Source organism: Halomonas tibetensis, assembly GCF_042643535.1.
GTDB classification, from domain to species: Bacteria; Pseudomonadota; Gammaproteobacteria; order Pseudomonadales; family Halomonadaceae; genus Halomonas; species Halomonas tibetensis.
Genome location: NZ_JBHRSQ010000020.1, coordinates 148,661 through 174,698 on the forward strand (window position 1 = coordinate 148,661; position 26,038 = coordinate 174,698).

Consider the following 26,038-nt stretch of genomic DNA (forward strand, 5'->3'; position numbering starts at 1 on the left):
TCGCGTCATGCAATCGTCACTCCGGCGTCGCCGGGGTGTCATCGCGTTTGTCCATTGTTGTTTCGTGACAGGGCCCAAGACGGGTCCGCCACGCAGCGGGGATGCACATGCGTATCTGTATGGTCAGCGAGACCTGGGCGCCGGAGATCAACGGCGTCGCCCACACCCTTGGCCACCTGAGCCGAGAGGCCCTCGCCCTGGGCCATCGATTACAGCTCGTGCGTCCCACTCCGACTGACCCTGCGCCGCTTTGCAGCAACGGCGTGGAGGCTGAATTGAGGGTGCGTGGCGTCTCGCTACCCGGCTATCGAGAGGTGCGCCTGGGTCTGCCCGCCCCGCGAAGCCTCAGGCAGTTCTGGCAGAAACAGCGCCCCGACGTGGTCTATCTGGCCACTCAGGGGCCGCTGGGCTGGTCGGCACAGAGCATCGCCAGGCGCCTGGACATCCCCAGCGTTGCCGGCTGGCATACCAACTTCGACCACTACTGCCATGACTACGGCCTCCCCTGGCTCAGCGGGCCCGTGCGGCGCCGGCTACGCACCTTCCACAACCGCAGCCAGGCCACCCTGGTGCCGACGCACCGTCAGGCCGACGACCTGACGGCAGATGGCTTCATGGGGGTGCGCGTCATGGCTCGCGGCATCGACGGCGAGCGTTTCTCGCCATCTCACCGCGACCCCGAGCTGCGCGCGCAGTGGGGCGCCGGCGAGCACACGCCAGTGATTCTCCACGTCGGACGTTTGGCCCCGGAGAAGAACCTGGCTCTGCTGCGCGAAAGCTGCATGGCCCTCAGCGACGCCAGCCCTGACGCCTGCGTCGTGATCGTTGGAGACGGCCCGGGACGGCGCGCCCTGGAAGCGGCGCTTCCCAATGCCCACTTCACCGGATTCATCCCCGCCGACGAACTGGCCCGCCACTACGCCAGCGCCGATCTCTTCCTATTTCCGTCGCTTTCCGAGACATGGGGCAATGTGCTGCTTGAAGCCATGGCCAGCGGCCTGGCCGCCGTGGCCTTCTGCCATGCCGCCGGCGACGAGCTCATCGATCACGACCATAACGGGCTGGCACTGGCAGTGGATGACGCCGACGGCTTTCGTGAGGCCGCCGTCACCCTCTGTCAGCAGCCGGCACGGCGCGCCCGTCTGGGTCGCAGTGCCCGCCAGCGCGCCCTGGCCTACAGCTGGCCGGCGATTACCGACACCTTCCTCGACACCCTCGCCCATGCCCGGGAGACACCTCATGCAGCCTCGCGCCCCCGTCCTGCTTGACCGCCTCGATCTGCTGGAGTGGCGGCTCTGTCAACGCATCGGACGCCTCAATCTTTATCGACCCTGGCTATCCCTGCTGCGCCTGGCCAGTAAACTCGGCGATTGGCCCGTCTGGGTGGCCCTGATAATCGCCCAGCCGTTCCTACACGAGACCGGTGGCTGGCAGCATCTGGCTCAGTATCTGCTCACGGCGCTGGCCGCTATCGGCGTCTACCGCCTGATAAAGACTCGTCTGTGTCGTGAGCGGCCCTTCATTACCTTCGTAGGCAATGTGCACTGCAACGAGCCGGCGCGGGATCGCTACAGTTTTCCCAGCGGGCACACCATGCATGCCGTGATGTTCCTGGTGCTGACCGCAAACCATGTGCCGTGGCTAGCGCCATGGCTGTTACCGCTGGTCGGCCTGATCGCCCTCTCGCGTGTCGGCCTCGGGCTCCACTACCTGAGCGACGTGCTCGCCGGAGCCCTGCTCGGCCTGCTGTTTGCCGGGGTGAGCCTTGCCTTTATCGGCTGACGCCCCCGAGAGGCTCGTCGTATAAGCGCCAGCGTGGCATCCTTGAGCGATGCCGATCGACATCGAAATGCTATTACCCGACCCGCCGTTGTGGCTTGCGGCTCCCCTGATGGGAGAGCCCGATGCCGCCAGGCTGCTCGCTACCCTCGATGCCGAGCTTCCCTGGCAGCGCCCCACTCTGCGTCTCTACGGCCGGGAACACGCCATTCCACGCTGCCAGGTATGGATGGGCGACCCCGAAGCCAGCTATCGCTATTCGGGCCGTGACTTTTACCCAGAGCCCTGGCATCCCGCCGTGGCAGACCTAAGGGATCGGGTGGTGGACGCCCTGCCCACCGCCGGCGTCCCGGGACGCTTCAACAGCGTGCTGCTCAACCGCTATGCCAATGGCGACGAAAAGATGGGATGGCACAGCGATGACGAGCCGGAGCTTGGCGTCGCCCCTCTGATCGCCGCGGTATCGCTGGGTTGTGAGCGCCCGCTGCGTTTTCGCTGGAAGGACCGTCGCGCTGAGGCTTTCAACGTCTGGCTACCCCACGACAGCCTGCTGGTGATGGGGCCCGGCACGCAGCGCGTCCTGCAACATGCCCTGTTGCCGCGACGGCTGCCTGGCCTGCGCATCAGCCTGACGTTTCGTGACACTCGACCATCGGGCTAACCTGCGATGACGACATGGCGTCAGACCGAGGAACGCCGCTATCCGCGCATGCGTGGCTCAGAAGCGGCCTCAAGGGGGACCAGCGCGCGCATGACGTCCTGCATGGACAGCACACCCACCGGCCGACCCTCGCGCATGACGCGAAAGATAGCGTTGGCTTCGCCTCCGGAGCGGGACAGCACGTTTTCCAGATTCGATTGCTCGTCGATATCCCCCGTCCACTTGTGATCGGTACCGTTCAGCGGCGCCATCACCGAACGGACTCGCAGCACCCGCGCTCGATTGATATCGCTGATGAAGTCGACAATGTAGGGATCCCCCGGATTTAGCAGGATCTCCTGGGGGTCGCCCTGCTGAACGACCAGCCCGTCCTTGAGAATCACCAGATGGTCGGCCAACTTCAGCGATTCGTCGAGGTCGTGGGTGATGAAGACGATGGTCTTGCGCAGCTCGCGCTGCAGTTCCAGCAGCAGATCTTGCATGTCGGAGCGAATCAGAGGATCCAGTGCCGAGAATGCCTCGTCCATCAGCATGATCGGTGCGTTGGATACCAGCGCACGGGCGATGCCCACACGCTGCTGCATGCCGCCGGACAGCTGGTGGGGATATTGGGACTCGTTGCCTTCAAGACCGACACGCTTGAGCCACTGCGTGGCTTCCTGCTCATAGTCGGAGACGTTGAAGCCGCGCACGTCGAGCGCCATACCGGCATTCTCGAGTACGGTTCGGTGCGGCAGCAGCGCAAACTTCTGGAAGACCATCGACAGCCGCTCGCGGCGCAGCTCTCTCATCTGATCCAGCGAGTACGACAGAATGTTGTCGTCATCAATGAGGATATCGCCAGCCGTGGGTTCGATCAGACGATTGATATGTCGGATCAGCGTCGACTTTCCCGATCCCGACAGCCCCATGATGACGGTGATCTCCCCGTCGCGAATGTCGACATTGATGTCCTGCAGGCCCAGCACGTGGCCGTGGTGCTCGAGGAGTTCGGCCTTGCCCATTCCCGCACGCACATGCTCCAGAGCTGCCAGCGGCGTCGGGCCAAAAATCTTGTAGAGATCCCGGATGGTGATCTTGACCTGAGTCGTCACGTTCAGTCCTTACTGCCGTTCGGCGGAATTGATGCGCGCCAAGGACGCCTTGGTGACTCGATCGAGAATCACCGCGAGAATCACGATGCCCAGCCCGGATACCAGACCGACACCCAACTCGAGGTTTCGGATGCCTCGGAGCACCAGTACACCAAGCCCCGGCGCCGACACCAGAGAGGCGATCACCACCATGGCGAGGCTCATCATGATGGTCTGATTAACGCCGGCCATGATGTTGGGGAGCGCCAGCGGAATCTGGACCTTGAGAAGCTTCTGGCGAGGCGTCATGCCGAAAGCGTTGGCCGCCTCGATGACATCGGGATCGACAAGCCGTATACCCAGGTTGGTGAGACGAATGACCGGCACGATGGCATAGAGAATGATGGCGATGCCGTAGAGCTTCGACTCCGTCACGCTGAACAGGAAGATCAACGGAATCAGGTAAACGAAGGGCGGCAACGTCTGCAGCATGTCCAGCACCGGCGTGGTGTAGCGCTGCATGGTGTTGCTGCGGGACATGGCAATGCCGATGGGAACACCCAGAAGCACACAGATAAAGGCACAGACAAGAATGATCGCCAGCGTCTGCATGGCATGTTCGTAGTGGTCAATAAAGGCCAGCAGGCACACGCTGAGCCCTACCAGCGCCACCAGCTTGAGTGAACGGGTGACCGCAAAGACCACCAGCAGCAACAGCAGAATGGTCAACCACCAGGGGCTGCTTGTCATCGCATAAAGCGCACCGTCCAGGAGCCAGCTGAGGGGCTGGGTCAACGGGTCAAGCACCAGGCTGAGCGAATCCTTGACTGCCAAAAAGCCCTGCTCAAGCCCCAAAGTCAGGTCGCGGGAGCGCGGGATCGCACCGCAGGCCTCATGGAGCGCATTCAGTGAGGGAAACGGCAACTCCCACCAGGCGGCATCGCTGGCCTGGGCACCGCTGGTCCTGGAAAGAAGATCCGACATGGACATGGGGCCTTCACTCTGGCCAGATGCGCACCACTCTTCCAGGCCGAGCGTGGAAAAGAGAGTTTGATAGCTTGTCATGAGAGTGTCTCTTGACGGTCATCCCGGATCGGAAAGACATCAACGAACGGGTTAAATGTGCCGACCAACCTGGCCGGCACCGGCATCAACGGGTTCAGTTGAGAAGGTTCACCAGCCGCTCACGAGCGGCGTCATTGACCCAGCCAGACCAGTCGTCGGGATACTCCGTCAGAAAGTAGACCGTAGCTTCTTGACCCGATGCGTTGTTATCGTCCATCCAGGCGAGAATGGCGCTCATGTCCGATGTGCGAAACGTCATCCGGCTCAGCATTTCGGCGACCTCGGGCTCACGCTCCTTGAAATCTGTTGTGACCGAGGTCAGCACGGTCGCGGCCGGAAAATCGGACACTCCCGGGTTATCGGCATCTTGTGTCTGGTTGCGAGTATGGATGGCGGCATCGTAATCGCCGATTTCCACGCGGGTCATCTCATATTTTCCCAGCGGCACGGTCGGGCCCCAGTAGTAGCCGAACCAAGGTTCATTGCTCTGCACGGCCGATGCCATCGAGGAAGCCAGGGTTTCGCCTGATCCGTGGTTGAAGATCTCGATGTCGGCTTCCTCGAGATCCAGCGCGCGAATCAGATTGTCACTGACTACCCGACAACCCCAGCCATCCGGGCAGTTGTTGAAACGCGCATCGACGAGTTCAGGGTTCGCCATGATCCCCTCGATGGTGGTCAGCTCGGGATGCTCCTCGGCCAGGTAGCTGGGAATCCACCAGCCCTCTACGCCGCCCGGATCGAGCACTCTGCCCAGGCGTTCGACCCGCCCCTCTTCCTCAAGACGCAGGTAGGCCTCGCCGGCGGAGTTCAACCAGAGCTCGGTTACCACGTCGGGTTCGCCATTTTCGGCCACCGAGGTCACGGCAGGAACCGTATCGGAGGGCACCACGGAAACCTCACAGCCGTAGCCCTGCTCCATGAGAAACTTTGCCACGCCTGTCACGACTTCATTGGACGCCCAGCCCATTTCGGTAATAGTGACATCGCCGCAGTCGGCAAAAGCGAGACCCGGAACCAGCAGCGAGGCGGAAAGTGCAGCGGATGAAAGCGATCTTTTCATGAATGTTCTCCGTAAAACACTGAAGGCCGCAGAGCAAGTCACCCTGTAGGCCTATTCAGCAAATAGATTATAGGTATCAAGTTCTATATTTTAATTATATTTGTCAAAATACACGATTACACCACGGTTACGCTAGGCGCCAAGCCAGCGTTAAGTCAACGCTAGTGGCGGTGGCATATAAAGAAGTGCATGCGAAGTGTTATTTGCTAAGATAACGGTATAAAAAGAAGACATGTCGCAGATACCAAAACAGAGCGGCCACCCGAAGGTGGCCGCTTGCCAACGTGAGGCATCAACACCCCTCACCCGCGATAGTAGCCCGGCGTCACGAAGGGCATCCGGCTCACCGTCATCGGCAAACGCTTGCCGCGAACGTCGGCAAACACCTGAGTGTCGGGCTCCGACTGTGCCAGGGTGACATATCCCATGGCCACCGGCTGGCCAACGCTGGGCCCGAAGCCACCTGAGGTCACGACACCGATACTGTTGCCGTCGACATCGAACAACTTTGCCCCCTCGCGGACTGGGGCACGCCCTTCGCCCAGCAGGCCGACCCGCTTACGCCGATGGTCCTTTGCTTCTATCTGATGAAGAATCACATCCGCCCCGGGGAATCCGGCGGGACGCTCCCCGCCCTGGCGGCGCGGCTTGCCGATGGCCCAGATTAGGCCCGCTTCCACCGGCGTGGTCTCTGTGTCGATGTCGTGGCCATAGAGGCAGAGCCCCGCCTCAAGTCGCAGCGAATCCCGCGCGCCGAGGCCGATCGCCTCCACCTCGGCCTCCTCGAGGAGGCGACGGGCCAGGGTCTCGCTCTGCTCGGCAGCGACCGAGATCTCGAAGCCATCTTCGCCGGTATAACCGCTGCGGCTGATCCAGACATCGATTCCTTTAAGGCTGAACCGTCCATGCTGCATAAAGACCATCTCGCAGGCCGTCGGGCAGAGCCGCGCCATGACATCTGCGGCCCTGGGCCCCTGCAGCGCCAACAGTCCGCGGTCAAGCACCTCGATTTCGTGGCCCTCGGAGAGGCCGCGGCGCAGATGAGCAATGTCCTGCTCCCGACAGGCGGCATTGACCACTAAGTAGAGATGGTCGCCGGCATTGACCACCATCAGGTCGTCAAGTATGCCGCCCTCCTCGCTGGTGAACAGGGCATAGCGCTGCCAGCCCTTCTCGAGCCCCAGGATATCCGCCGGCACCAGCGTCTCCAGCGCCTCGGCCGGCGATGGCCCACGCAGCAGCAGCTGTCCCATATGGGACACATCGAACAGGCCACAGGCGCTGCGGGTGTGCTCATGTTCCTTCTTGACGCCCAGTGGATACTGCACTGGCATATCGAAGCCGGCGAAGGGGACCAGCTTCGCGCCCAGTTCCCCATGCAGCGTGTGCAGCGGGGTGTGCTTGAGTTCGCTCATTGCTTCTCCCTCACGGATAGGTCGCAAAATGACCGCGGGAGGTGCCCTGGGCACCTCCCGCGGTCATCGGGCCGGTATCAGCCCTTGTCGTGATCAAGTTCTTCGCCCGGCAGGATGTCCTTGCCGTCGAAATAGTCTCGGGTCAGCTTGAACACCACCGGCGACAGCAGCGCCAGGGCGATCAGGTTGGGAATCGCCATCAGGGCGTTGAAGGTGTCGGCCATTAGCCAGATAAAACCAAGATTGGCCATGGCGCCCAGTGGAATCGCCAGCACAAACAGCACCCGGTAGAGCATGATCGACCGGGTGCCGAACAGGAATTGGAAGCACTTTTCCCCGTAGAAGGACCAGCCCAGGATGGTGGTGAAGGCAAAGACCGCCAGCGCCACTGAGACGATCTGGTTACCGAACCCGGGGAGCGCCGCGTCGAAGGAGAGCGCCGTCAGTGAGGCACCCGCCTCGCCCTCGACCCACACCGTGGAGGTAAGAATCACCAGGGCGGTGATGGTACAGATCACGATGGTATCGATGAAGGTGCCGAGCATTGCGATCATGCCCTGGCGCACCGGGTTCTTCGTCCTGGCCGCGGCATGGGCGATGGGCGCGCTGCCCAGGCCCGCTTCGTTGGAGAAGATACCGCGGGCCACGCCGAAGCGGATGGCCGCCATCACCGCTGCCCCGGCGAAACCGCCGGCCGCCGCGATCGGGTTGAAGGCGTAGTAGAAGATGAGTCTGAAGGCCTCACCGACCTGGCCGGCATTGATGATCAAGACCAAGAGCCCGGCGATGACGTAGAGGATGCCCATGATCGGCACGAGCTTGCCGGCTACCTTGGCGATTCGCTTGATACCGCCGAGGATGACTGCGCCGGCCAATACCATGATCACCACGCCGGTGAGCCCGTGGGGTATGCCGAAAGTGGAATCCAGGGCATCGGCGACCGAATTGGACTGCACGGTGTTGCCGATACCGAAGGCCGCCACCGCGCCGAAGAAGGCGAAGGCACCGCCCAGCCACAGCCATTTCTTCCCCAGGCCATTCTTGATGTAGAACATCGGGCCGCCCACGTGAAAGCCCGTGCTGTCGGTCTCCCGATAGCGAACCGCCAGTACCGCCTCGGCGAACTTGGTGGCCATACCCACCAGCGCCGTGATCCACATCCAGAACACCGCGCCTGGCCCACCCAGTGCGATGGCGGTGGCCACGCCAGCGATATTACCGGTGCCGATGGTGGCGGACAGGGCCGTCATCAGAGCATTAAAAGGCGAGATCTCGCCGTCGTCGTCTTTTTTCTTTTCCCCGGGCACCGGCTTGGCATCCCGCCCCTGCCACAACAGCCTGAACCCCATGCCAAGCTTGCGGATCGGCATCAGCTTTAGGCCAATCTGCAGGTAGAGGCCTACCCCCAATAGCAGGATAAGCATCAACGGGCCCCACACCACGCCGTTGATTGAGCCGAAAATACTGGTCAAGGTTTCCACGTGAATCTCCCATAGCGGTTGTTGTTTTGATTTGTCGTTCACAGCCCATGATACCAGGCGATCATCCCGCCCTCGCGGTCATCATGCACAGGAAAGATGAAACGAACCGCCCTAAGATAGCGGATCTTGCCGCCTCTTCACCACCCTGACGAGTGCCAACGCATCAACTCTGGCTCATGCAATAAATGCAGGTTTCCTGAAAGAAACACGAATGATGACAGAGAGTTCGCGATACACATCTCTCGCAAAATAGTCTGACTGGTCGCCAGCGTCGTTCTTTTCACGGTGCGATCGCCAACGTCGTCCCCCTTGAGGTCGGGCGCCCCTGCGAGAGGTCCCGGGGGCTCGCCAAATGCCGCGGATGGCGTTAGCATTTGCGAATCCTGAAAACCTTTTTCGTATAGGAAATTCCCATGAGCTCAATTCCTGCCAACCTCCGCTACGCCGACAGCCATGAATGGGTGCTCGACAACGGTGACGGCACAGTGACCATCGGCATCAGCGACCATGCCCAGGAAGCGCTGGGCGATGTGGTGTTCGTGGAGTTGCCCGAGGTAGGCCGCACCCTCACCCGCAAGGAAGAGTTCGGCGTGATCGAGTCGGTGAAGGCCGCGTCTGATCTCTACGCCCCGGTCGCCGGCGAGATTATTGCTGTCAACGACGCCCTCGAGGACGCCCCAGAGACCGTTAACGAGACCCCGTACGAAGGCGGCTGGATCATGAAGGTGCGTCTGAACGACAGCACCCAGCTCGATGACCTGCTCGACGCCGACGGCTACGCCGCCGTAGCCCAGTCAGACGACTGACTTCGCCACGATACCTCTTGCTGCCCCGGCCATCCTGGTCGGGGGGCGTCGATATCATCGCCCCGCGTCCGTCCCTCGGACGGCCTAGACCCTGCTACGGTGCCCCCATGCCGATAGATACACGCCGCCTGGCCGACCTGGCCGACCTGGCCGCCCACGATGACTTCCTGCAACGCCACAACGGTCTCCGCGAGGGGGATGTGGCAGCCATGCTGGCCACCCTCGGGGTTGAGAGCCTCTCGGCGCTGATCGAACGCACGGTGCCTGCGGATATTCGCCTGGGTCGCGAGCTCAATCTGGACCCCCCGCGCAGCGAGTCAGAGGCGTTGGACTACCTTCAGCGTCTGGCAAGACAGAACCGGGTCTTCAAGAGCTATATCGGACAGGGCTATCACGGCACGCACCTGCCGCCGGTGATTCAGCGCAACGTGCTGGAAAATCCGGGCTGGTACACGGCCTATACCCCCTACCAGCCGGAGATCTCCCAGGGTCGTCTCGAGGGGCTGCTCAACTTCCAGCAGATGGTGATGGACCTTACCGGTATGGAACTGGCCAACGCCTCGCTGCTCGACGAGGCGACCGCGGCTGCAGAGGCTATGGCGCTGTGTCACCGGGCCAACAAGAAGGCCAAGAGCGAGGTGTTCTTCGTTGCCGATGACGTGCTGCCCCAGACCCTGGACGTGGTACGCACTCGGGCGGCCTACTTCGGCTTCGAACTGCTCGTGGCGCCAGTGGCTCAGCTGGCAGAGGTGGAGGTCTTCGGGGCGCTGCTGCAGTATCCGGGCGAGAGTGGACAAGTCCATGACCTGGCGCCGCTGCTGGCAAACGCACGTGAGCGCGGCATCATGACCTGCGTGGCCGCCGACATCATGGGCTTGGTAGTGCTCAAGGAGCCTGGTGCGCTGGGTGCCGACATCGTCATCGGCACCACCCAGCGCTTCGGAGTGCCGATGGGCTTCGGCGGGCCCCACGCTGCCTTCTTCGCCACCACCGACAAGCTCAAGCGCTCGATCCCGGGGCGCATCATCGGCGTTTCCCAAGACAGCCGTGGCGGCCAGGCACTGCGTATGGCCATGCAGACCCGCGAGCAGCATATCCGCCGTGAGAAAGCGACCTCCAACATCTGCACCGCCCAGGCCCTGCTGGCCAACATCGCCAGCTTCTATGCCGTCTACCACGGCGCAGAGGGGTTGCGGACCATTGCCTCACGTATTCACCGCCTGACCACCCTGCTGGCCCTGGGCCTCAAGGACAAGGGCGTGACGCTTGGCCATGACAGCTGGTTCGACACCTTGCGTCTGACCGGGGTGGATGCCAGCAAGCTCCACGGCCGCGCCCTGACCCGCGAGATCAACCTTCGCTATTTCGAAGACGGCGACGTTGGCGTGACGCTCGACGAGACCACCACCGTCCACGACCTGACGGTGCTGTTCGACGTGCTGCTGGGCGAGGAACATGGGCTGTCGGTCAACGCCCTGGACGAGCGCGCCGTCGCCGAAGAAGCCCAGGGCATTCCAACGGCGTGCCGGCGCGAGAGTGACTTCCTGACTCACCCGACTTTCCATCGCTATCGCAGCGAGACCGAGATGCTGCGCTATCTCAAGCGCCTGGAGAACAAGGACCTGTCGCTGACTCATGCCATGATTCCGCTGGGCTCCTGCACCATGAAGCTCAACGCCACCAGCGAGATGATCCCGATCAGCTGGCCGGAGTTCGCTAACGTGCACCCCTTCGTTCCCCGCGACCAGGTGGCCGGCTACCAGCAGATGATCGATGAGCTCTCCGCTTTCCTGGTGGAGGTGACCGGCTACGATCATATCTCCATGCAGCCCAATTCCGGCGCACAGGGCGAGTACGCCGGGCTGGTAGCGATCCGCCGCTACCAGGCAGCCGTCGGCGAGGGTCACCGCAACGTCTGCCTGATCCCGAGCTCCGCCCACGGCACCAACCCGGCCTCGGCGGCCATGGTCGGCCTAAAGGTGGTGGTCGTGGAATGCGATGCCCAGGGCAACATCGACGTTGGAGACCTGAGTACCAAGGCCGAACAGCATGGCGACGCTCTGTCTTCTATCATGATCACCTACCCCTCGACCCACGGGGTGTTCGAGGCCAATGTGCGTGAGGTGTGCACAATCGTCCACGAGCACGGCGGTCAGGTCTACGTGGACGGTGCCAACATGAACGCCCAGGTGGGCCTGACCCGGCCCGGCGACTTCGGAGGCGATGTCAGCCACCTCAACCTGCACAAGACTTTCTGCATTCCCCATGGCGGCGGCGGCCCCGGGATGGGCCCGATCGGCGTCAAGGCCCACCTGGCGCCCTACGTGTCGAATCACGTGGTTACCCCTCTGGCAGGCGTTCATGCCGACTGTGGCGCCGTGTCGGCGGCGGCCTTCGGCTCGGCGTCGATCCTGCCAATCTCCTGGGCCTACATCAAGATGATGGGTGCCCGCGGCCTGCGCGAGGCCACCGAATTCGCCATCCTCAATGCCAACTACATCGCGGCCCGGCTCGGTGAGCATTATCCGGTGCTCTACCGCGGCGAGAACGGCAGCGTGGCACACGAGTGCATCATCGACATTCGCCCTCTCAAGGCGGCATCGGGGGTCAGCGAGGAAGATATCGCCAAGCGTCTGATGGACTATGGATTTCACGCCCCGACCATGTCATTCCCGGTGCCAGGCACCCTGATGATCGAGCCCACCGAGTCGGAGTCGCGTTACGAGATAGATCGCTTCTGCGACGCCATGATCGCCATTCGTGAGGAGATCCGCCGGGTCGAAGTAGGCGAATGGCCAGCAAACGCGAACCCCCTGGCAAACGCCCCGCACACCCAGGCCGACCTGATGGACGAACACTGGTCGCGCCCCTACTCTCGCGAGCTGGCCGCCTTCCCCACCGCAGCCGTCAAGGCCGCGAAGTACTGGCCAACGGTGAACCGGGTCGACAATGTCTTCGGCGACCGCCAGCTGATCTGCTCCTGCCCGAGCATCGACGAATACAGGGAGTAAAAGACCAGCAGCCCCGCCAGATGGCGGGGCTGCTGGTCTCAGCAATATCCTTCAGAGCGTCGCCGGTGGCTCCCCGAAGCCGGACAGCACCTGCCGGCGCTGCTCGCGAAAGTCTTCTAGCAAGCGAACATAGCGGGCTGGCAACTCGCTTCCTGCACGGGTGATCAGGTGCAGAGTCTCGTGAACCGCCACCGGCAGATCCAACTCCTTGACCTGACGCTGCCAGGGGGAGGTCTCCAGCACCAGCCGCGAGACCACCGTAAACCCGAGCCCTCGTGCCACTGCATCCAGCACCATCCCCACCTCATTGGTAAAACCCTGTTTCCGGAAGTGGCTCATGGAACGAAACTCCTGCGGGAAGTTGCTGCGCAGCAGCGCGCTGGCGTGGTTGAGGCCATCGAAGTAGTTGATGAAGCCGATTCCCATCAGCTCGGCAAGTCCACTGCCCGCGAAATCTGCTGGCACCACCAGACACAGGGGCTCACGGTGCCAGGGCATCACCTTCAGGTCCGGTTGGCGCGACGTTTCAGTGACGATGCCCAGATCAAAGCGTCCGGCCAGCACGTCCTGGACGATCTCGTGGTTGAAGGCAAAGCTGTAGCTGACAGTCAGGCCGGGGAACATCTGCTGCTGCCCAAGCAGGAAAGGATAGAGCACCAGCCCGACGCTACCCGGCGAGGCCAGGCGGCACTCACCCGAGAACAGCGAATCGGCATCCAGAGAGTGACGGAACTGCTCGTGGTCGGCGAACAGCTTCAGTGCATAGTCATAAGCCCGCCGCCCCGCCTCGGTAAGGGTGAAGCTGCGACCGTGGCGCTCCAGGAGCGGCTTCTCCAGATACTGCTCGAGCTTGCGCACATGCTGGCTGACGCCGGGCTGGGTCATCTCCAGACGCCGCGCCGTCTGGGTGAAGCTGCCGGTCTCGACCAGGGTGATGAAGGTGCGAAAGTAGAGCGCGTTGAACATGACAGGCCAGATGGCGGTTTAACGCCCCATTGTAGCACCGGCGGACAAGTAGCCGTGATAGCATCGGCGGAGACGACATCCGTGACAAGGACGCCTCAATGCCCGATACCATCTCCAGCATCATCTCTCCGGAAGGAAGCCTCGAGATCCTCTCTCAGCACGAGATCAGCCGCCTTCACGACACCTCGAAGGCCGGGCTCCATGATCTGCTGAGACGCTGCTCACTGGCAGTGCTCAACTGCGGCTCTCCCACCGATGACAGCGTGGCGCTGATGGAGACCTACCACGACTTCGACATCGAAGTGATACCCCAGGACCGCGGCATCCGGCTCAAACTGACCAATGCCCCGGCCGAAGCTTTCGTCGACGGCAAGATGATCCGCGGGATTCGCGAGCACCTATCCTCGGTACTGCGCGATATCGTCTACGTCTACAACGAGATACAGGGCCACCAGCGTTTCGACCTGACGACCGCCGAGGGCACCACCAACGCGGTTTTCCATATTCTGCGCAAGGCCGGCACCCTCAAGCCGGGCCGCGACCCCAGCCTGGTGGTGTGCTGGGGGGGGCACTCCATCTCGCGGGAGGAGTACGAGTACAGCAAGGACGTGGGCTATCACCTGGGCCTGCGCGAGATGGACATCTGCACCGGCTGCGGCCCTGGCGCCATGAAGGGCCCCATGAAGGGCGCCAACGTGGCCCACGCCAAGCAGCGCCGCCGAGAGGGACGCTATCTAGGCGTCTCGGAGCCGGGCATCATCGCCGCCGAGGCGCCCAACCCCATTGTTAACGAACTCGTGGTGATGCCGGATATCGAAAAGCGTCTGGAGGCTTTCGTGCGCCTGGGCCACGGGATCATCGTGTTCCCCGGCGGGGTGGGCACCGCAGAGGAGATCCTCTACCTGCTCGGCATTCTGCTCCATCCGGACAACGTCGACATGGAGCTGCCGGTGATCTTCACCGGGCCGGCCAACAGTGCGGACTACTTCGCACGCATCGACGAGTTCCTGACCTACACCTTGGGCGAGGCGGCAAGGGAGCGCTATCGCATCATCGTCGACGACCCCACCGAGGTGGCGCGCGCCATGCGCAAGGGCATCGATTCGGTCACTGAATACCGCCGAAGCCGCCAGGACGCCTTCTATTACAACTGGCGCCTGACCATCGACCGTCCCTTCCAGGAGACCTTCGACCCCACCCATGAGGCCATGGCCAGGCTGGCACTTCACCGCGACCAGCCGGTTCATGAGCTTGCCGCCAATCTGCGTCGCGCCTTCTCGGGCATCGTCGCCGGCAACGTCAAGGAGCAGGGCATCCGTGCCATCCAGGCCCGCGGGCCCTTTCACTTGAAAGCCGAGGCGGAGCTGATGTCTCGCCTCGACAAGCTCCTCGACTCCTTCGTCGCCCAGGGACGCATGAAACTCTCTGACAACTACGTGCCCTGCTACACGCTGGGGTAAGACGTAAGGGATACGTAATCAGGGGGCAGCATGCCAGGTCGGCATGCTGCCCCCGTGTCGTAGCGTCTTGTTCCATGTCATTCCGGCTAGGATCTCGATCAGGCGGGCGCTCTCAACCAGAGCGACAGGGCATGCAGCAGCAAGCCCAGAGTGGCTCCGTGGGCGATCAGCAGTTCCCAACCGATGAAGTCGGTGGAAAACGTATGGAACAGGCCCATGCCGGCAAGGCCGGCCGCCATGCAGATGCCCAGGCGTCCCATCAGGCGCGGAAGCCGCAAGCGCGCCTCGGCTTCCAGCTGTCGCCAGCTGGCCACCGCCACGCCGGCCACCACGACCAGAGCGATCAGAATCAGATTGAAACGGTTGTCATGCCCCCCCACCAGGAAGCGAGGAATGGTCGACATCATCAGAACCACCATGCCCAACATGAGGCTGATCCGCTCCGGGGTAGGCTTTGTCCCCATCTCAGGCCACCTTGAGCGCTTGTGACTCGATCCACTCCTGAACCCAGGGCAGCGCAGCGTCATCGGCCATGAAGGTCTCCATGGCGTCGACCTCCAGCCGCTCACCCAGGCGACGTGCCCCCTGCCCCTGCAGCAGCTCATCGAGCTGGCGTCCGGCGCCACAGAAAGTATCGCCGTAGGAACTGTCGCCCAGCGCAATCAGGCCGTAGCGTAGTGAGCCAAGTTCAGGGCTCTTCTCGGCGATGGAACGGGCGAAGGGCACGAAGTTGCCTGGATAGTCGCCGCTGCCGGTCGTGGAGACACAGAACAGCGCCAGATCGGTAGGCGACCCGGTGAGATTTTCCAGGGTGGGGTTGTCGTAGATGGCGACAGAATAGCCGGCCTCCTCGAACAGCGGCTTGACCTGCTCAGCGACGTCCAAGGCGCCGCCATACATGGTACCGACAAAGATCTTGAGCATGGATATATCCTGGATTTACCTGAGAATTCTACTCGGATTTTAACACGCCTCATTGCCGGCCCGCATCATCACCGACGCATGACCGAGGGATGACCAGGGCATTTCGTCGCACGTAGAATTCTGCCCGTCTACCGAGAGACCTAGTATGATACTGGGGCTTTCCTACTCCTTGCACGGAGGCGACATGCTGCAGATATTCGAGGCCTGGATCACCCCGATCATGATCAGCGGTTTGATTCTGTTCATGGGATTCATCATCTGGGACCTGGCGAAGAAGTCTAACGCCGGCCGCTTCGGCACCCTGATGCTATTCATCGTGCTGGGCGCCGGCATGATGGGTTATATTTTCAAGGTGGTGATCACTTGGTTTCTGGAGAGCGGCGGTTCGGTATGATGCCAGAAGCGTGAACTCAGACCGGCGGATTCATGATCGAACAGTGCCTCCAAGCCATAACGCAGAACGCCACCTCTTGAGGTGGCGTTCTGCGTTTGACAGCCGTTTGACAGCCGTTTGACAGCCATGCTGCCATCATTGAATAACGCCGCTGTAGTCCTCCACCTGGCTCTTGAGCTTCTGCCCCGGCCGAAAGGTCACGACGCGCCGAGCGGAGATCGGGATCTCCTCACCGGTTTTGGGATTACGGCCAGGGCGCTCGCGCTTGTCGCGCAGGTCGAAATTTCCGAAACCGGACAGCTTGACCTGTTCATTCTCGCGCAGACAGGCGCGGATCTCCTCGAAGAAGGCCTCTACCATGGACTTGGCCTCGCGCTTGGAGAGACCCAGCTCGGCGTGCAGATGCTCGGCCATTTCGGCCTTGGTCAGTGCACCCATGTTCACTCCCTCGTGTGGCGTCCGCCTCATGGCCGTTGCCGACTCCCCTGCCCGACTCTCTGGATCATCCTTGCCGCTTATCCGCGAAGCTTATCCGCGAAGTTCGGCACCGAGGTGCTGCCGGGACTCAGTGATGATGGCATCGACCAACTGATTGATTTCCTCGTCATTCAGCGTGCGCGAAGGATGCTGCCAGGTCAAGCCCAGTGCCACGCTCTTGCGCCCTTCCGGCACGCCCTTTCCCTGATACACATCGAACAGGTGGCTCTCAGTAAGCCATTCACCGGCCTGGCCGCGAAGGGTATCCAACAGCGCCTGCACCGGCAGGTGCTCATCAACCAGGAAAGCCAGGTCGCGACGCACTTCCGGGAAACGAGACAGCGGGGTGAAGGCGGGCACGTGGCCGTGGGTCAGAGTATCCAGACGCACCTCGAACAGCACGACATCCAGCTTCAGTCCCAGCCGAGCACGGACCGCCGGGTGCAGAGTGCCGATCCAGCCGGCCTCCTCTCCGCGGTGCAGGATTCGTGCGCACTGGCCCGGATGCAGTGCCGGATGCTCGGCGGGTTCGAAGCGCCAGACATCGGGTTCGCCACCCATGGCGAGCAAGCTCTCCAGGTCGCCCTTGAGATCGAAGAAGTCCACCGTTTCACGATTCGCCGACCAGCCCTCCGGCTCCCGGGAACCACACACGAGCGCTCCCAGCATGGGCAACTGCTGCAGGTCATCGAGCTCACCGCGGAAGACCAAGCCGGTCTCGAACAGGCGTACGCGGGTTTGCTGACGGTTAAGGTTATGTTCAAGCGCCCGCACCAGACCGGGGAAGAGGCTTGCCCGCATCACCGACAAGTCGGCGGAAATGGGATTGGCCAGTACCGGCGAAACGGCTTCGGGCAGCAGCGCCCCCTGTAATTCTGGAGCCACGAAGCTGTAGGTCACTGCCTCGTAAAAACCGCGAGCTACCATCTGACGACGAAGGCGGCCTAGAGGAGTATGAGCCTCATGGTCCGGGCGCAGCTCAAGGCGAGCCTGGGGGCGACGAACCGGCAGACGGTTATAACCATGGATACGCGCCACCTCCTCGATCAGGTCCTCCTCGATGACGATATCGAAACGCCAACTCGGCGCCACGGCCCGCCATCCCTGATCATCGACATCCACCGCCATCCCCAGCCGCTGGAGTATCTCGGTGACCTCCTCGGCCGGCAACGCCTTACCCAGCGCCTGCTCGAGACGCGTCGCACGCAGATGAACGCGCTGCTCAGCGGGCAGGTATTCGTGGCTTGCCACCTCGACCAGGGGACCGGGCTCACCGCCGGTGATCTGCAACAGCAGCCCCGTGGCGCGTTCGGCCGCCTCTCGAGCCAGCTCAGCGTCCACGCCGCGCTCGAAGCGGTGAGAGGCGTCGGTGTGCAGCCCGTACCCACGCGCCTGACCGGCTATCGCCAGGGGAGCGAAGAAAGCAGACTCAAGAAAGATATCGCGAGTCTCGGCGCCCACACCGGAGTGCTCGCCGCCCATCACCCCAGCGATAGCCAAGGGGCCACGCTCGTCGGCGATCACCAGCGTGCCATCGGTCAGCGCCACCTTCTGACCGTCCAGCAATACCAGCTGCTCACCCACCCGAGCCAGACGCACGACTACCGCACCGTGAAGGTTGGCAAGATCGAAGGCGTGCAGCGGCTGACCGAGCTCAAGCATCACGTAGTTGGTGACATCCACCACCGGATCGATGGAGCGTATACCGCTGCGGCGAAGACGCTCTACCATCCACAGCGGGGTCTCGGCGGTAACGTCCACCCCCTTGATCAAACGACCGATATAGCGGGGACAGTGCTCGGCGTCCTCGACGCGCACCGGAAAAATCTCGTCATGGGTCGCGGCCACCGGCTGGACGTCGGGCCAGGTCACCGTCAGGCGATTGAGCACACCCACCTCGCGAGCCATGCCCTTGAGGCTCAGGCAATCCCCGCGGTTCGGCGTGAGGTCCACCTCGATGGTGTGATCGCTGAGGCCCATCCAGCCGCGGAAGTCCTCACCCACTGGGGCGTCCGCCGGCAGTTCGAGGATCCCGGGTGAGGTTTCCTCCTCAAGACCGAGCTCCGACGCAGAGCAGATCATTCCTCGAGACTCCTGGCCACGCAGTGTTGCCTTGCGAATCTTGAAGTCACCCGGCAACACGGCACCGACCCGAGCGAAGGGCACCTTCTGGCCCACCGCCACATTGGGGGCGCCGCAGACCACCTGAACCGGCTCACCGGAACCGTCTTCGACACGGCAGACGTTGAGCTTGTCGGCATCGGGGTGCTGAATCTTCTCCAGCACCTCCGCCACCACCACGCCATCGAAGGCCGCCGCCACAGGGTCCACCGCATCCACCTCGAGGCCTGCCATGGTGATCTGATCGGCCAATGCCTGGGTGTCAAGCTGCGGTGACACCCACTCGCGCAGCCACTGTTCGGAAAATTTCATGACAAATCCTGTGTTCTGCTGGTGCGAGGGAGATCAGGCAAACTGACGCAGGAAGCGCAGGTCGTTGTCGAAAAACATGCGCAGATCGTTTACGCCATAGCGCAGCATGGCCAGGCGCTCGGCGCCCATGCCGAAGGCGAAGCCGGTGTAGCGATCCGTATCGATGCCGGAATGGCGGAACACCTCGGGGTGGACCATGCCGCAGCCCATCACCTCGAGCCAGCCGCTGTGGGAGCAGACCCGGCACCCTTTGCCCGAGCACATCACGCACTGGATATCGACCTCGGCGGAGGGCTCGGTAAAGGGGAAGTAGGAGGGACGGAAGCGCACGGACAGATCGTCACGCTCGAAAAAGGCGTGCAGGAAGTCCTCGATGGTGCCCTTGAGGTCGGCAAAGCTGACATCCTCGTCAACCAGCAACCCCTCCACCTGGTGAAACATGGGAGTGTGGGTCAGGTCGGAGTCGCTACGATAGACCCGTCCCGGACAGACGATACGAATCGGCAGCTTGCCCTCCTTCATGGTGCGCACCTGAACCGGCGAGGTGTGGGTGCGCAACAGGCGAGTGGCATCGAAGTAGAAGGTATCTGCCATGCCGCGGGCCGGGTGGTGGGCCGGAATGTTGAGGGCCTCGAAATTATGATAGTCATCCTCGATCTCCGGCCCCACCGCGACATCGTAGCCAATGCGGGTGAACAGCCCCTCGATGCGCTCCAAGGTTCGGGTGACCGGGTGCAGGCCGCCGTCGATCTGGCCGCGGCCGGGCAAGGTCACGTCCAGGCGTTCGGCAGAGAGCCGCTGCTCCAGGGCCGCCTTCTCCAGGGCCGCACGGCGCCCCTCCAGTTCCTCGGCAAGAGCCTGCTTGGCCTGGTTGATGCGCTCACCGGCGGCCGGACGCTCGGCAGCAGACAACTTGCCGAGCCCCTTGAGCAGCGCGGTGATCTCGCCCTTCTTGCCGAGATAGCGCACGCGCAGTTCTTCCAGGGCCGGAATGGTCTCGGCGGCCTGGATCGCCTGCCGGGCCTCGGCGACCAGAGTGGGAAGGTGGTCCATCCGTTGCGCTCCGAATTCGAATATCAGTAGTCAAGAAAAAGGGGAAGAGCGGCTGCTCTTCCCCTGCAACGTCAACGGTCGATCGGCCAGAGCCGAGTCACCGCATATGACGCGATCACTTACTGGGCAGCCTTGGCCTTCTCGACGATGGCAGCGAAGGCGGCCTTCTCGTTGACAGCCAGATCCGCAAGGACCTTGCGGTCAATCTCGATACCCGCCTTCTTCAGACAACCCACGAAGCGGCTGTAGGACAGACCGTGCTGACGAGCACCGGCGTTGATTCGCTGAATCCACAGAGCCCTGAACTGACGCTTGCGATTACGGCGGTCGCGATACGCGTACTGGCCAGCCTTGATGACGGCCTGCTTGGCAACGCGGAACACTCGGCTACGGGCACCGTAGTAACCCTTGGCCTGCTTGAGAATCTTCTTGTGACGACGACGGGCGACAACGCCACGTTTGACACGAGTCATAGCTTACTCCTGACGAAAAAAGGGTCTACCAAGGGTTACAGGTTAGGCAGCATCCGCTGGATGAGCGCCTTATCGGCGTCATGGATCTGCTTCATACCACGCAACTGACGCTTACGCTTGGTGGACTTCTTGGTCAGAATATGGCTACGAAACGACTGCTTGTGCTTGAAGCCGTTAGCCGTCTTCTTGAAACGCTTGGCTGCGCCGCGATTGGTCTTGATCTTCGGCATGGAAGAACACTCCATTACGAGGTTTTTTCAGAAAACCCGAGGCCGACGGTGGGTGATAACATCCACTGCCCGTTGAACTGGCCCACGGATCACTTTTTCTCTTTCGCTTACTTTCTTTTTCGCTTACTTCTTCTTCGGGGCGATGATCATGATCATCTGGCGCCCTTCCATCTTAGGAAAGGCCTCCACGGTCCCGATCTCATCGAGATCGGCGGCGATCCGTTCCATCAGCTTGCGGCCGAGGTCCTGGTGCGCCATCTCACGTCCGCGAAAACGCAGCGTGACCTTGCCCTTGTCGCCACCTTCAAGGAAACGAATCAGGTTTTTCATCTTGACCTGATAGTCACCCTCGTCGGTGCCAGGCCGGAACTTAACTTCCTTGACCTGAATCTGCTTCGTCTTCTTCTTCTGAGCGGACTTCTGCTTCTTCTGCTCGAAGACGAATTTGCCGTAGTCCATGATCTTGCAGACGATTGGATCGGCATTGGATATCTGTACGAGATCCATTCCCGAGGCTTCGGCTCGCTCCAGTGCTTCACTGGTGGGCACGACGCCCAGCTGTTCGCCGTCGCTATCGATCAGGCGAACCTGATCCTCGGTAATGCGCTCGTTCATCGGGGGGCGCTTATCCTGGACGCGCCCTCTTGGGTTGCTTCGCTTGATCGCTCAGTCTCCTTAAGACGATTGACGATGTCGTCAGCCGATTTCGGCGTTCAGACGCTCGATGAGGTCATCGACCCGCATGGTGCCTAGATCCTCGCCGGTGCGCGTTCGCACGGCCACCGAGTCGGCCTCGACTTCCTTATCCCCCACTACGAGGAGATAGGGAACCTTCTGCAACGTATGCTCGCGGATTTTAAAGCCGATCTTCTCGTTCCTCAAGTCCGCCTTGACGCGAAGGCCAATTTTCTGCAGCCGCTGCTCGAGATTCAGCACAAAATCACGCTGTGCATCGGTGATATTGAGGATCACCGCCTGCTGGGGCGCCAGCCACAGTGGCATGGCCCCGGCATAGTGCTCGATAAGAATGCCGAGAAAGCGTTCGAAGGAACCCAGGATCGCGCGGTGTAGCATCACCGGCGTCTTTCGTGATCCATCCTCGTCGACAAACTGAGCCCCCAGTCGGCCCGGCAGGTTGAAGTCCAACTGCAGGGTGCCGCACTGCCAGACACGGTTGAGGCAGTCGCGCAGGGAGAACTCGATCTTGGGGCCGTAGAAAGCACCCTCCCCTGGCTGCAGGTCCCACTCGAGACCGGTCACATTGAGTGCGGCCTCGAGGCCCGCCTCGGCGCGATCCCACATCTCTGGCTCACCGAGGAAATCATCGGGACGGGTCGAGAGCTTCAGCTCCACGTCATCGAAGCCCAATTCCTTGTAGACCTCGAGAGTCAGCGCGATGAAATTCTCGGCCTCGGTCTGGATCTGCTTCTCGGTACAGAAGATGTGCGCATCGTCCTGGGTGAAGGAGCGCACTCGCATCAGGCCGTGCAGGGAACCGGAAGGTTCGTTGCGATGGCAGCTGCCGAACTCGGCCAGACGCAGCGGCAGGTCACGATAGCTCTTCAGACCCTGGTTGAAGACCTGCACGTGGCAGGGGCAGTTCATCGGCTTTACCGCGTACTCGCGCTTCTCGGACTCCGTGGTGAACATCAGGTCGCTGTAGTGTCCCCAGTGGCCGGACTTCTTCCACAGCGAGAGATCGACCACCTGGGGCGTCTTGATCTCCTGGTAGCCGTTCTCGATCTGTACGCGGCGCATGTACTGCTCCAGCGCCTGGTACATGGTCCAGCCGTTAGGGTGCCAGAACACCATGCCTGGCGCCTCTTCCTGAAGGTGGAAGAGGTCCATCTTCTTCGCCAGCTTGCGATGATCGCGCTTCTCTGCCTCCTCGAGTCGCTTGAGGTAGGCCTTGAGCTGCTTCTTGTCGGGCCAGGCGGTACCGTAGATGCGGGTGAGCATCGGCTTTGAGGCATCACCGCGCCAATAGGCGCCAGCCAGCTTGGTCAGCTTGAATGCTTTCAGGTGCCGTGTATTGGGGACATGGGGCCCCCGACACATGTCGACATATTCTTCGTGATGATAGAGACGAATGGCCTCGCCTTCAGGAATCTCGCGGACGATCTCCTGCTTGTAAGGCTCGTCGCGATGCAAGAAGGCAAGCATCGCCTTATCGCGATCGACATATTCGCGTACCACATCGTAGTCCCGCTCGATCAACTTCTGCATGCGGGTATCGATGGCCTCGAGGTCCTCGGGAGTCACCGAGCGACCGAAATCGATATCGTAGTAGAAGCCATCGTCAATGACGGGACCGATGGCCATCCTGGCCTCGGGATAAAGCTGCTTGACGGCGTGACCGACCAGGTGAGCACAGGAGTGACGTATCACCTCCAGTCCCTCGGGGTCACGAGCAGTGAGTATGGCCACCTCGGCGTCACGCTCGATGAAGTCGGCGGTATCTACTGCCACACCGTCTATCTTGCCGGCGACGCAGGCCTTGGCAAGTCCCGGACCGATATCCTCAGCCAGTTGCATCACGGTGAGCGGTTTGTCGAAGGTTCTCTGACTGCCGTCAGGCAGGGTCACGATTGGCATCAAGGAATCCTTGTGCGCAGTGGTGGCCAATACGAAAGACCACATGTCGCGGTGAACAGGGATAGAAAAGCGGGCACTACCATACCAGAGTCGAGGCGCGGCACGCCACCACACAGCGCCTTGCACCCAGCGCAACATCACCAACGCCCGTGCCACAACGCAGCAGGGGCGCCCGAAGGCGCCCCTGCTGGTAGGGCGATGGCTCGCCCGATTCACGACAATCGATTACTGACGGTCGATCTCGACACGACGGTTCAGGGCACGGCCCTCGTCGGTCTGGTTGCTGGCAACCGGGCGCTGCTCACCGTAGCCGACAGCAATCATGCGGTTACCGGCGACGCCCTGGCTGGCCAGGTAGCTGCGCACGGAGTTGGCACGACGCTCGGAAAGGTTCTGATTGTACTGGTCGGAGCCCCTGGAGTCGGTATGACCTTCGATGCGGATGCGCACGTCGGTGTGCTCGCGCAGGCGACGGGCCACTTCATCCAGCGTCATCTCGGCCTGCGGACGCAGTTCGGATGAGTCAAACGCGAAGTTGACTTCGCTTGAGAGAGTCACCGGCTCGAACTCAGGCACGGGCTCAGGAGCGGGCGCAGGCCTCGGCTCGGGCTCGGCTACCGGGGCCGGAGAGCGATCGGCACACAGCAGAGCACCAATGGCGGCACCGGCAACGGCACCGGTAGCAGCACCTTCTTCTTCATCTGAGCTGCCGCTGGTGGCAAAGCCGATGCCGCCGCCGATCAGGCTGCCTGCAATACCGCACGTTACCGGCTGCTGGTACCAGGGGCGATCGGAAGAGGGGCTGGTGTTGGGGGTAGCACAGCCTGCCAGGCCGACCACCAAAGCAGAACCGAGCAGCAAGCCAGTCGTGGATTTCTTCATTGTGTAACTCCTTCGCTTTTTTCTTACTTGATTCCAGGACAGGCTGCAGGTGCAACACCTTCCCAGATGATCCCGACGATTGGGCGCCGCGGAGTCAGCTCCGCTGCGACCGTGCCAGATTTGCCGCGCCACATAAACAGCATCGACAATGCTCGACACGGGTTCAGCTTGCGGCAGCTCGCCCGGTCTTTCAATCGCCATGTTATGAACTTAGCAGAACGGTGCAGTATACGCACAGTGTTCGAAAATGTCCGAGTAATATCTTTCATTTAATGAAGGCTGGCCGGCCAATTTCGTCTGAACTCCAGTACTGCGGTGGCAGCGCTGCGGACAGCCTCTCGCAATTCCTCTTCCACGGCGAGACGCTCGCGGTCTTCTTTGAAGCGTTCCTTGGGCGTCAGCTCACTGCGTGCCTGGTGGGTACTCAAATGGCGGGTGCGTTCGTGAACCTCGCCGAAGGGACGGAAGGATTCCCGCTCCATCAAACGCGGATCGAGAATCTCCAGCAGCACCTTGCAGCGCCAGGCAGCCTCGGTGACCTCCACCTGCTCCTGAAGAAGTGACGAGGCCACCATCTCCAGGTTGTCGAGACAGTTTTCGCGGGCGCGACGCTCCTCGTCTTCACGAAAGGCCTGCCGGCGAAGCACCTCCTTGCGAAGTGTGTAGGCATAGGCGGCGAGGCCGGTGATGATCACCAGGCCAATGCCGGTCAAAACTAGCGCTGTCGTTGTCGTCATCAGGGGTCTCGCGATTGTGAAAAAATTTAACTCTTAAAATATGTCTGTATAACTGACGTAGAAGTTCATTCTACCGACGGTTTTCGTTCATTCCAAACCGCGCGATGTGCCACGGCCGCCAGGCGATCTCTCCAGGCCCCTGATGCACAGGCGATAAAGTGACCATTAAGCAGACTCTCGCCCTGTTGGCAGCGAAGCGGCTCAAGCGTCTCGGCGGCAAGCACCGCCCCTCCTGCCGCTTCGAGTACCGCCTGACCGGCGGCAGTATCCCACTCGCACGTCGGCGAGAAGCGAGGATAGAGGTCAGCTTTTCCTTCGGCGATACGACAGAACTTTACCGAGCTTCCACAGCGCTCAAGCTGCGTCCCAGGAATGGCCGATATCCAGTCACGGGTAGTAGCATCTAGATGGGCACGGCTGGCCAGTAACCTTGGCGGCCAGCGCGGTGCCACACGAATCGCCCGCGGCTCACCTTCTTGCCAGCGCCAGGCCCCCTTCCCGACCGTTCCGGCCCAGCTGATACCCGATGCCGGCGCATGTACCACGCCAAGCGCAGGCCTGCCCTCCTCGACCAGGGCCACGTTGACGGTAAAGTCATTGAAGCCGTCAACAAACTCGCGGGTACCGTCCAGCGGATCGATCAGCCAGAAACGTCGCCATTGCCGACGCTCCCTCCAGGAAACCGCAGGCCCCTCTTCGGAGAGAATGGGCAACGTCGAGCAGGCTCCAAGGCCCGCTACTAGAATTTCGTTAGCGGCAAGATCCGCGGCCGTCACGGGCGACGCATCGGCTTTCGCGTCGACGCGAAAGCCCGCCTCACGAACCGTCAGGATGGCGCGGCCGGCCTGCTCGCAGAGGCCAATCAATTGGGTGAGATCGGGCAATGGGACGACGTTGGGCATTGGGGGAGTTCCTTGGCGGGCATACGTTCGTTGACCACACTGACATAGCCGCTTGCAGGCTGCCATGGCGAGATACCCCGGCACAGCAGTAGCTAAAAGGCGGATACCTGGCCCCTGAAAACCGGCGATAACTAATGTAATAAGCTATGCGTTATCTG

The 26,038-nt window shown here is 61.8% G+C and carries 25 protein-coding genes; 7 read left to right on the forward strand and 18 right to left on the reverse strand.

Going from position 1 to position 26,038, the window contains the following annotated elements; all coding sequences use genetic code 11:
- Nucleotides 1–107 precede the first annotated feature (107 nt).
- From ACFODV_RS14945 to ACFODV_RS14955, 3 genes are read left to right on the forward strand one after another with little or no spacing between them, the layout of a single operon-like run.
- Nucleotides 108–1,268 (forward strand): glycosyltransferase family 4 protein, encoded by a 1,161-nt coding sequence (locus ACFODV_RS14945; protein ID WP_379760830.1) that lies wholly within the window; start codon nucleotides 108–110, stop codon nucleotides 1,266–1,268.
- Nucleotides 1,240–1,782, forward strand: a complete 543-nt coding sequence (locus ACFODV_RS14950) for a phosphatase PAP2 family protein (protein WP_379760832.1) — start codon at nucleotides 1,240–1,242, stop codon at nucleotides 1,780–1,782. The genes ACFODV_RS14945 and ACFODV_RS14950 overlap by 29 nt, the downstream gene beginning before the upstream one ends.
- Nucleotides 1,783–1,831: 49 nt before the next feature.
- Complete coding sequence (locus ACFODV_RS14955) at nucleotides 1,832–2,440, forward strand: alpha-ketoglutarate-dependent dioxygenase AlkB family protein (RefSeq protein WP_379760834.1); 609 nt, start codon at nucleotides 1,832–1,834, stop codon at nucleotides 2,438–2,440.
- Nucleotides 2,441–2,478: 38 nt separating this feature from the next.
- Here the strand turns inward: ACFODV_RS14955 and ACFODV_RS14960 are convergent, their stop codons facing one another.
- The 5 genes from ACFODV_RS14960 to ACFODV_RS14980 all read right to left on the reverse strand — a co-directional run bounded on the left by ACFODV_RS14960 (nucleotide 2,479) and on the right by ACFODV_RS14980 (nucleotide 8,537).
- Nucleotides 2,479–3,534, reverse strand: a complete 1,056-nt coding sequence (locus tag ACFODV_RS14960) for a quaternary amine ABC transporter ATP-binding protein (protein ID WP_379760836.1) — start codon at nucleotides 3,532–3,534, stop codon at nucleotides 2,479–2,481.
- 9 nt (nucleotides 3,535–3,543) lie between these two features.
- Entirely contained in the window at nucleotides 3,544–4,578 is a 1,035-nt protein-coding gene (locus tag ACFODV_RS14965) for an ABC transporter permease (protein WP_379760838.1), read from the reverse strand.
- Nucleotides 4,579–4,672: 94 nt separating this feature from the next.
- A complete protein-coding gene (locus tag ACFODV_RS14970; RefSeq protein WP_379760840.1) occupies nucleotides 4,673–5,641 on the reverse strand; it encodes an ABC transporter substrate-binding protein in 969 nt (322 codons plus the stop codon).
- 302 nt (nucleotides 5,642–5,943) lie between these two features.
- Nucleotides 5,944–7,056, reverse strand: a complete 1,113-nt coding sequence (gene gcvT / locus ACFODV_RS14975) for a glycine cleavage system aminomethyltransferase GcvT (protein WP_379760842.1) — start codon at nucleotides 7,054–7,056, stop codon at nucleotides 5,944–5,946.
- Nucleotides 7,057–7,133: 77 nt separating this feature from the next.
- Nucleotides 7,134–8,537, reverse strand: coding sequence for an alanine/glycine:cation symporter family protein (locus ACFODV_RS14980; RefSeq protein ID WP_379760844.1), 1,404 nt, complete (start codon nucleotides 8,535–8,537; stop codon nucleotides 7,134–7,136).
- 413 nt (nucleotides 8,538–8,950) lie between these two features.
- Here ACFODV_RS14980 and gcvH point away from each other — a divergent pair, with 413 nt between their 5' ends.
- Nucleotides 8,951–9,343: a glycine cleavage system protein GcvH gene (gene gcvH, locus ACFODV_RS14985; RefSeq protein WP_379760846.1), complete on the forward strand. Its 393-nt coding sequence runs from the start codon at nucleotides 8,951–8,953 to the stop codon at nucleotides 9,341–9,343.
- Nucleotides 9,344–9,450: 107 nt separating this feature from the next.
- A complete protein-coding gene (gene gcvP / locus ACFODV_RS14990; RefSeq protein ID WP_379760848.1) occupies nucleotides 9,451–12,354 on the forward strand; it encodes an aminomethyl-transferring glycine dehydrogenase in 2,904 nt (967 codons plus the stop codon).
- Nucleotides 12,355–12,405: 51 nt separating this feature from the next.
- Here the strand turns inward: gcvP and ACFODV_RS14995 are convergent, their stop codons facing one another.
- Nucleotides 12,406–13,320, reverse strand: a complete 915-nt coding sequence (locus ACFODV_RS14995) for a LysR family transcriptional regulator (RefSeq protein ID WP_379760850.1) — start codon at nucleotides 13,318–13,320, stop codon at nucleotides 12,406–12,408.
- 98 nt (nucleotides 13,321–13,418) lie between these two features.
- Here ACFODV_RS14995 and ppnN point away from each other — a divergent pair, with 98 nt between their 5' ends.
- Nucleotides 13,419–14,780, forward strand: a complete 1,362-nt coding sequence (gene ppnN / locus ACFODV_RS15000) for a nucleotide 5'-monophosphate nucleosidase PpnN (protein ID WP_379760852.1) — start codon at nucleotides 13,419–13,421, stop codon at nucleotides 14,778–14,780.
- Between the two features lie 98 nt (nucleotides 14,781–14,878).
- Here the strand turns inward: ppnN and ACFODV_RS15005 are convergent, their stop codons facing one another.
- Nucleotides 14,879–15,244, reverse strand: a complete 366-nt coding sequence (locus ACFODV_RS15005) for a hypothetical protein (protein ID WP_379760854.1) — start codon at nucleotides 15,242–15,244, stop codon at nucleotides 14,879–14,881.
- 1 nt (nucleotide 15,245) lies between these two features.
- Nucleotides 15,246–15,710, reverse strand: a complete 465-nt coding sequence (locus ACFODV_RS15010; RefSeq protein ID WP_379760918.1) for a flavodoxin domain-containing protein — start codon at nucleotides 15,708–15,710, stop codon at nucleotides 15,246–15,248.
- A 178-nt stretch (nucleotides 15,711–15,888) separates the two neighbouring features.
- Here ACFODV_RS15010 and ACFODV_RS15015 point away from each other — a divergent pair, with 178 nt between their 5' ends.
- Nucleotides 15,889–16,098, forward strand: coding sequence for a DUF2788 domain-containing protein (locus ACFODV_RS15015; protein ID WP_379760856.1), 210 nt, complete (start codon nucleotides 15,889–15,891; stop codon nucleotides 16,096–16,098).
- A 135-nt stretch (nucleotides 16,099–16,233) separates the two neighbouring features.
- Here ACFODV_RS15015 and ihfA read toward each other — a convergent pair whose 3' ends face one another.
- The 10 genes from ihfA to cysQ all read right to left on the reverse strand — a co-directional run bounded on the left by ihfA (nucleotide 16,234) and on the right by cysQ (nucleotide 25,880).
- On the reverse strand, nucleotides 16,234–16,536 hold the full coding sequence (gene ihfA, locus ACFODV_RS15020; protein WP_379760858.1) for an integration host factor subunit alpha: 303 nt from the start codon (nucleotides 16,534–16,536) through the stop codon (nucleotides 16,234–16,236).
- 90 nt (nucleotides 16,537–16,626) lie between these two features.
- Nucleotides 16,627–19,008: a phenylalanine--tRNA ligase subunit beta gene (gene pheT / locus ACFODV_RS15025; RefSeq protein WP_379760860.1), complete on the reverse strand. Its 2,382-nt coding sequence runs from the start codon at nucleotides 19,006–19,008 to the stop codon at nucleotides 16,627–16,629.
- A 33-nt stretch (nucleotides 19,009–19,041) separates the two neighbouring features.
- Nucleotides 19,042–20,061, reverse strand: a complete 1,020-nt coding sequence (gene pheS / locus ACFODV_RS15030; RefSeq protein ID WP_379760862.1) for a phenylalanine--tRNA ligase subunit alpha — start codon at nucleotides 20,059–20,061, stop codon at nucleotides 19,042–19,044.
- Between the two features lie 119 nt (nucleotides 20,062–20,180).
- Entirely contained in the window at nucleotides 20,181–20,534 is a 354-nt protein-coding gene (gene rplT / locus ACFODV_RS15035; protein ID WP_379760864.1) for a 50S ribosomal protein L20, read from the reverse strand.
- A 35-nt stretch (nucleotides 20,535–20,569) separates the two neighbouring features.
- A complete protein-coding gene (rpmI, locus tag ACFODV_RS15040; protein WP_290785855.1) occupies nucleotides 20,570–20,764 on the reverse strand; it encodes a 50S ribosomal protein L35 in 195 nt (64 codons plus the stop codon).
- Between the two features lie 123 nt (nucleotides 20,765–20,887).
- Nucleotides 20,888–21,427, reverse strand: a complete 540-nt coding sequence (gene infC / locus ACFODV_RS15045; protein WP_290785864.1) for a translation initiation factor IF-3 — start codon at nucleotides 21,425–21,427, stop codon at nucleotides 20,888–20,890.
- A 33-nt stretch (nucleotides 21,428–21,460) separates the two neighbouring features.
- Nucleotides 21,461–23,359: a threonine--tRNA ligase gene (thrS, locus tag ACFODV_RS15050; protein WP_379760866.1), complete on the reverse strand. Its 1,899-nt coding sequence runs from the start codon at nucleotides 23,357–23,359 to the stop codon at nucleotides 21,461–21,463.
- Nucleotides 23,360–23,584: 225 nt separating this feature from the next.
- A complete protein-coding gene (locus ACFODV_RS15055; RefSeq protein WP_379760868.1) occupies nucleotides 23,585–24,241 on the reverse strand; it encodes an OmpA family protein in 657 nt (218 codons plus the stop codon).
- Between the two features lie 269 nt (nucleotides 24,242–24,510).
- Entirely contained in the window at nucleotides 24,511–24,978 is a 468-nt protein-coding gene (locus tag ACFODV_RS15060) for a DUF2489 domain-containing protein (protein ID WP_379760870.1), read from the reverse strand.
- A gap of 65 nt (nucleotides 24,979–25,043) precedes the next feature.
- Entirely contained in the window at nucleotides 25,044–25,880 is an 837-nt protein-coding gene (gene cysQ, locus ACFODV_RS15065) for a 3'(2'),5'-bisphosphate nucleotidase CysQ (RefSeq protein ID WP_379760872.1), read from the reverse strand.
- Nucleotides 25,881–26,038 lie beyond the last annotated feature (158 nt).

Bases quoted from the DNA above. Each gene is read 5' to 3' on its own strand.
- ACFODV_RS14945 (WP_379760830.1), top strand. From the start codon at position 108: ATGCGTATCTGTATGGTCAGCGAGACCTGGGCGCCGGAGATCAACGGC.
- ACFODV_RS14950 (WP_379760832.1), top strand. From the start codon at position 1,240: ATGCAGCCTCGCGCCCCCGTCCTGCTTGACCGCCTCGATCTGCTGGAG.
- ACFODV_RS14955 (WP_379760834.1), top strand. From the start codon at position 1,832: ATGCCGATCGACATCGAAATGCTATTACCCGACCCGCCGTTGTGGCTT.
- ACFODV_RS14965 (WP_379760838.1), bottom strand. From the start codon at position 4,578: ATGACAAGCTATCAAACTCTCTTTTCCACGCTCGGCCTGGAAGAGTGG.
- ACFODV_RS14970 (WP_379760840.1), bottom strand. From the start codon at position 5,641: ATGAAAAGATCGCTTTCATCCGCTGCACTTTCCGCCTCGCTGCTGGTT.
- gcvT (WP_379760842.1), bottom strand. From the start codon at position 7,056: ATGAGCGAACTCAAGCACACCCCGCTGCACACGCTGCATGGGGAACTG.
- gcvH (WP_379760846.1), top strand. From the start codon at position 8,951: ATGAGCTCAATTCCTGCCAACCTCCGCTACGCCGACAGCCATGAATGG.
- gcvP (WP_379760848.1), top strand. From the start codon at position 9,451: ATGCCGATAGATACACGCCGCCTGGCCGACCTGGCCGACCTGGCCGCC.
- ACFODV_RS14995 (WP_379760850.1), bottom strand. From the start codon at position 13,320: ATGTTCAACGCGCTCTACTTTCGCACCTTCATCACCCTGGTCGAGACC.
- ppnN (WP_379760852.1), top strand. From the start codon at position 13,419: ATGCCCGATACCATCTCCAGCATCATCTCTCCGGAAGGAAGCCTCGAG.
- ACFODV_RS15005 (WP_379760854.1), bottom strand. From the start codon at position 15,244: ATGGGGACAAAGCCTACCCCGGAGCGGATCAGCCTCATGTTGGGCATG.
- ACFODV_RS15015 (WP_379760856.1), top strand. From the start codon at position 15,889: ATGCTGCAGATATTCGAGGCCTGGATCACCCCGATCATGATCAGCGGT.
- ihfA (WP_379760858.1), bottom strand. From the start codon at position 16,536: ATGGGTGCACTGACCAAGGCCGAAATGGCCGAGCATCTGCACGCCGAG.
- pheT (WP_379760860.1), bottom strand. From the start codon at position 19,008: ATGAAATTTTCCGAACAGTGGCTGCGCGAGTGGGTGTCACCGCAGCTT.
- pheS (WP_379760862.1), bottom strand. From the start codon at position 20,061: ATGGACCACCTTCCCACTCTGGTCGCCGAGGCCCGGCAGGCGATCCAG.
- rplT (WP_379760864.1), bottom strand. From the start codon at position 20,534: ATGACTCGTGTCAAACGTGGCGTTGTCGCCCGTCGTCGTCACAAGAAG.
- rpmI (WP_290785855.1), bottom strand. From the start codon at position 20,764: ATGCCGAAGATCAAGACCAATCGCGGCGCAGCCAAGCGTTTCAAGAAG.
- thrS (WP_379760866.1), bottom strand. From the start codon at position 23,359: ATGCCAATCGTGACCCTGCCTGACGGCAGTCAGAGAACCTTCGACAAA.
- ACFODV_RS15055 (WP_379760868.1), bottom strand. From the start codon at position 24,241: ATGAAGAAATCCACGACTGGCTTGCTGCTCGGTTCTGCTTTGGTGGTC.
- ACFODV_RS15060 (WP_379760870.1), bottom strand. From the start codon at position 24,978: ATGACGACAACGACAGCGCTAGTTTTGACCGGCATTGGCCTGGTGATC.
- cysQ (WP_379760872.1), bottom strand. From the start codon at position 25,880: ATGCCCAACGTCGTCCCATTGCCCGATCTCACCCAATTGATTGGCCTC.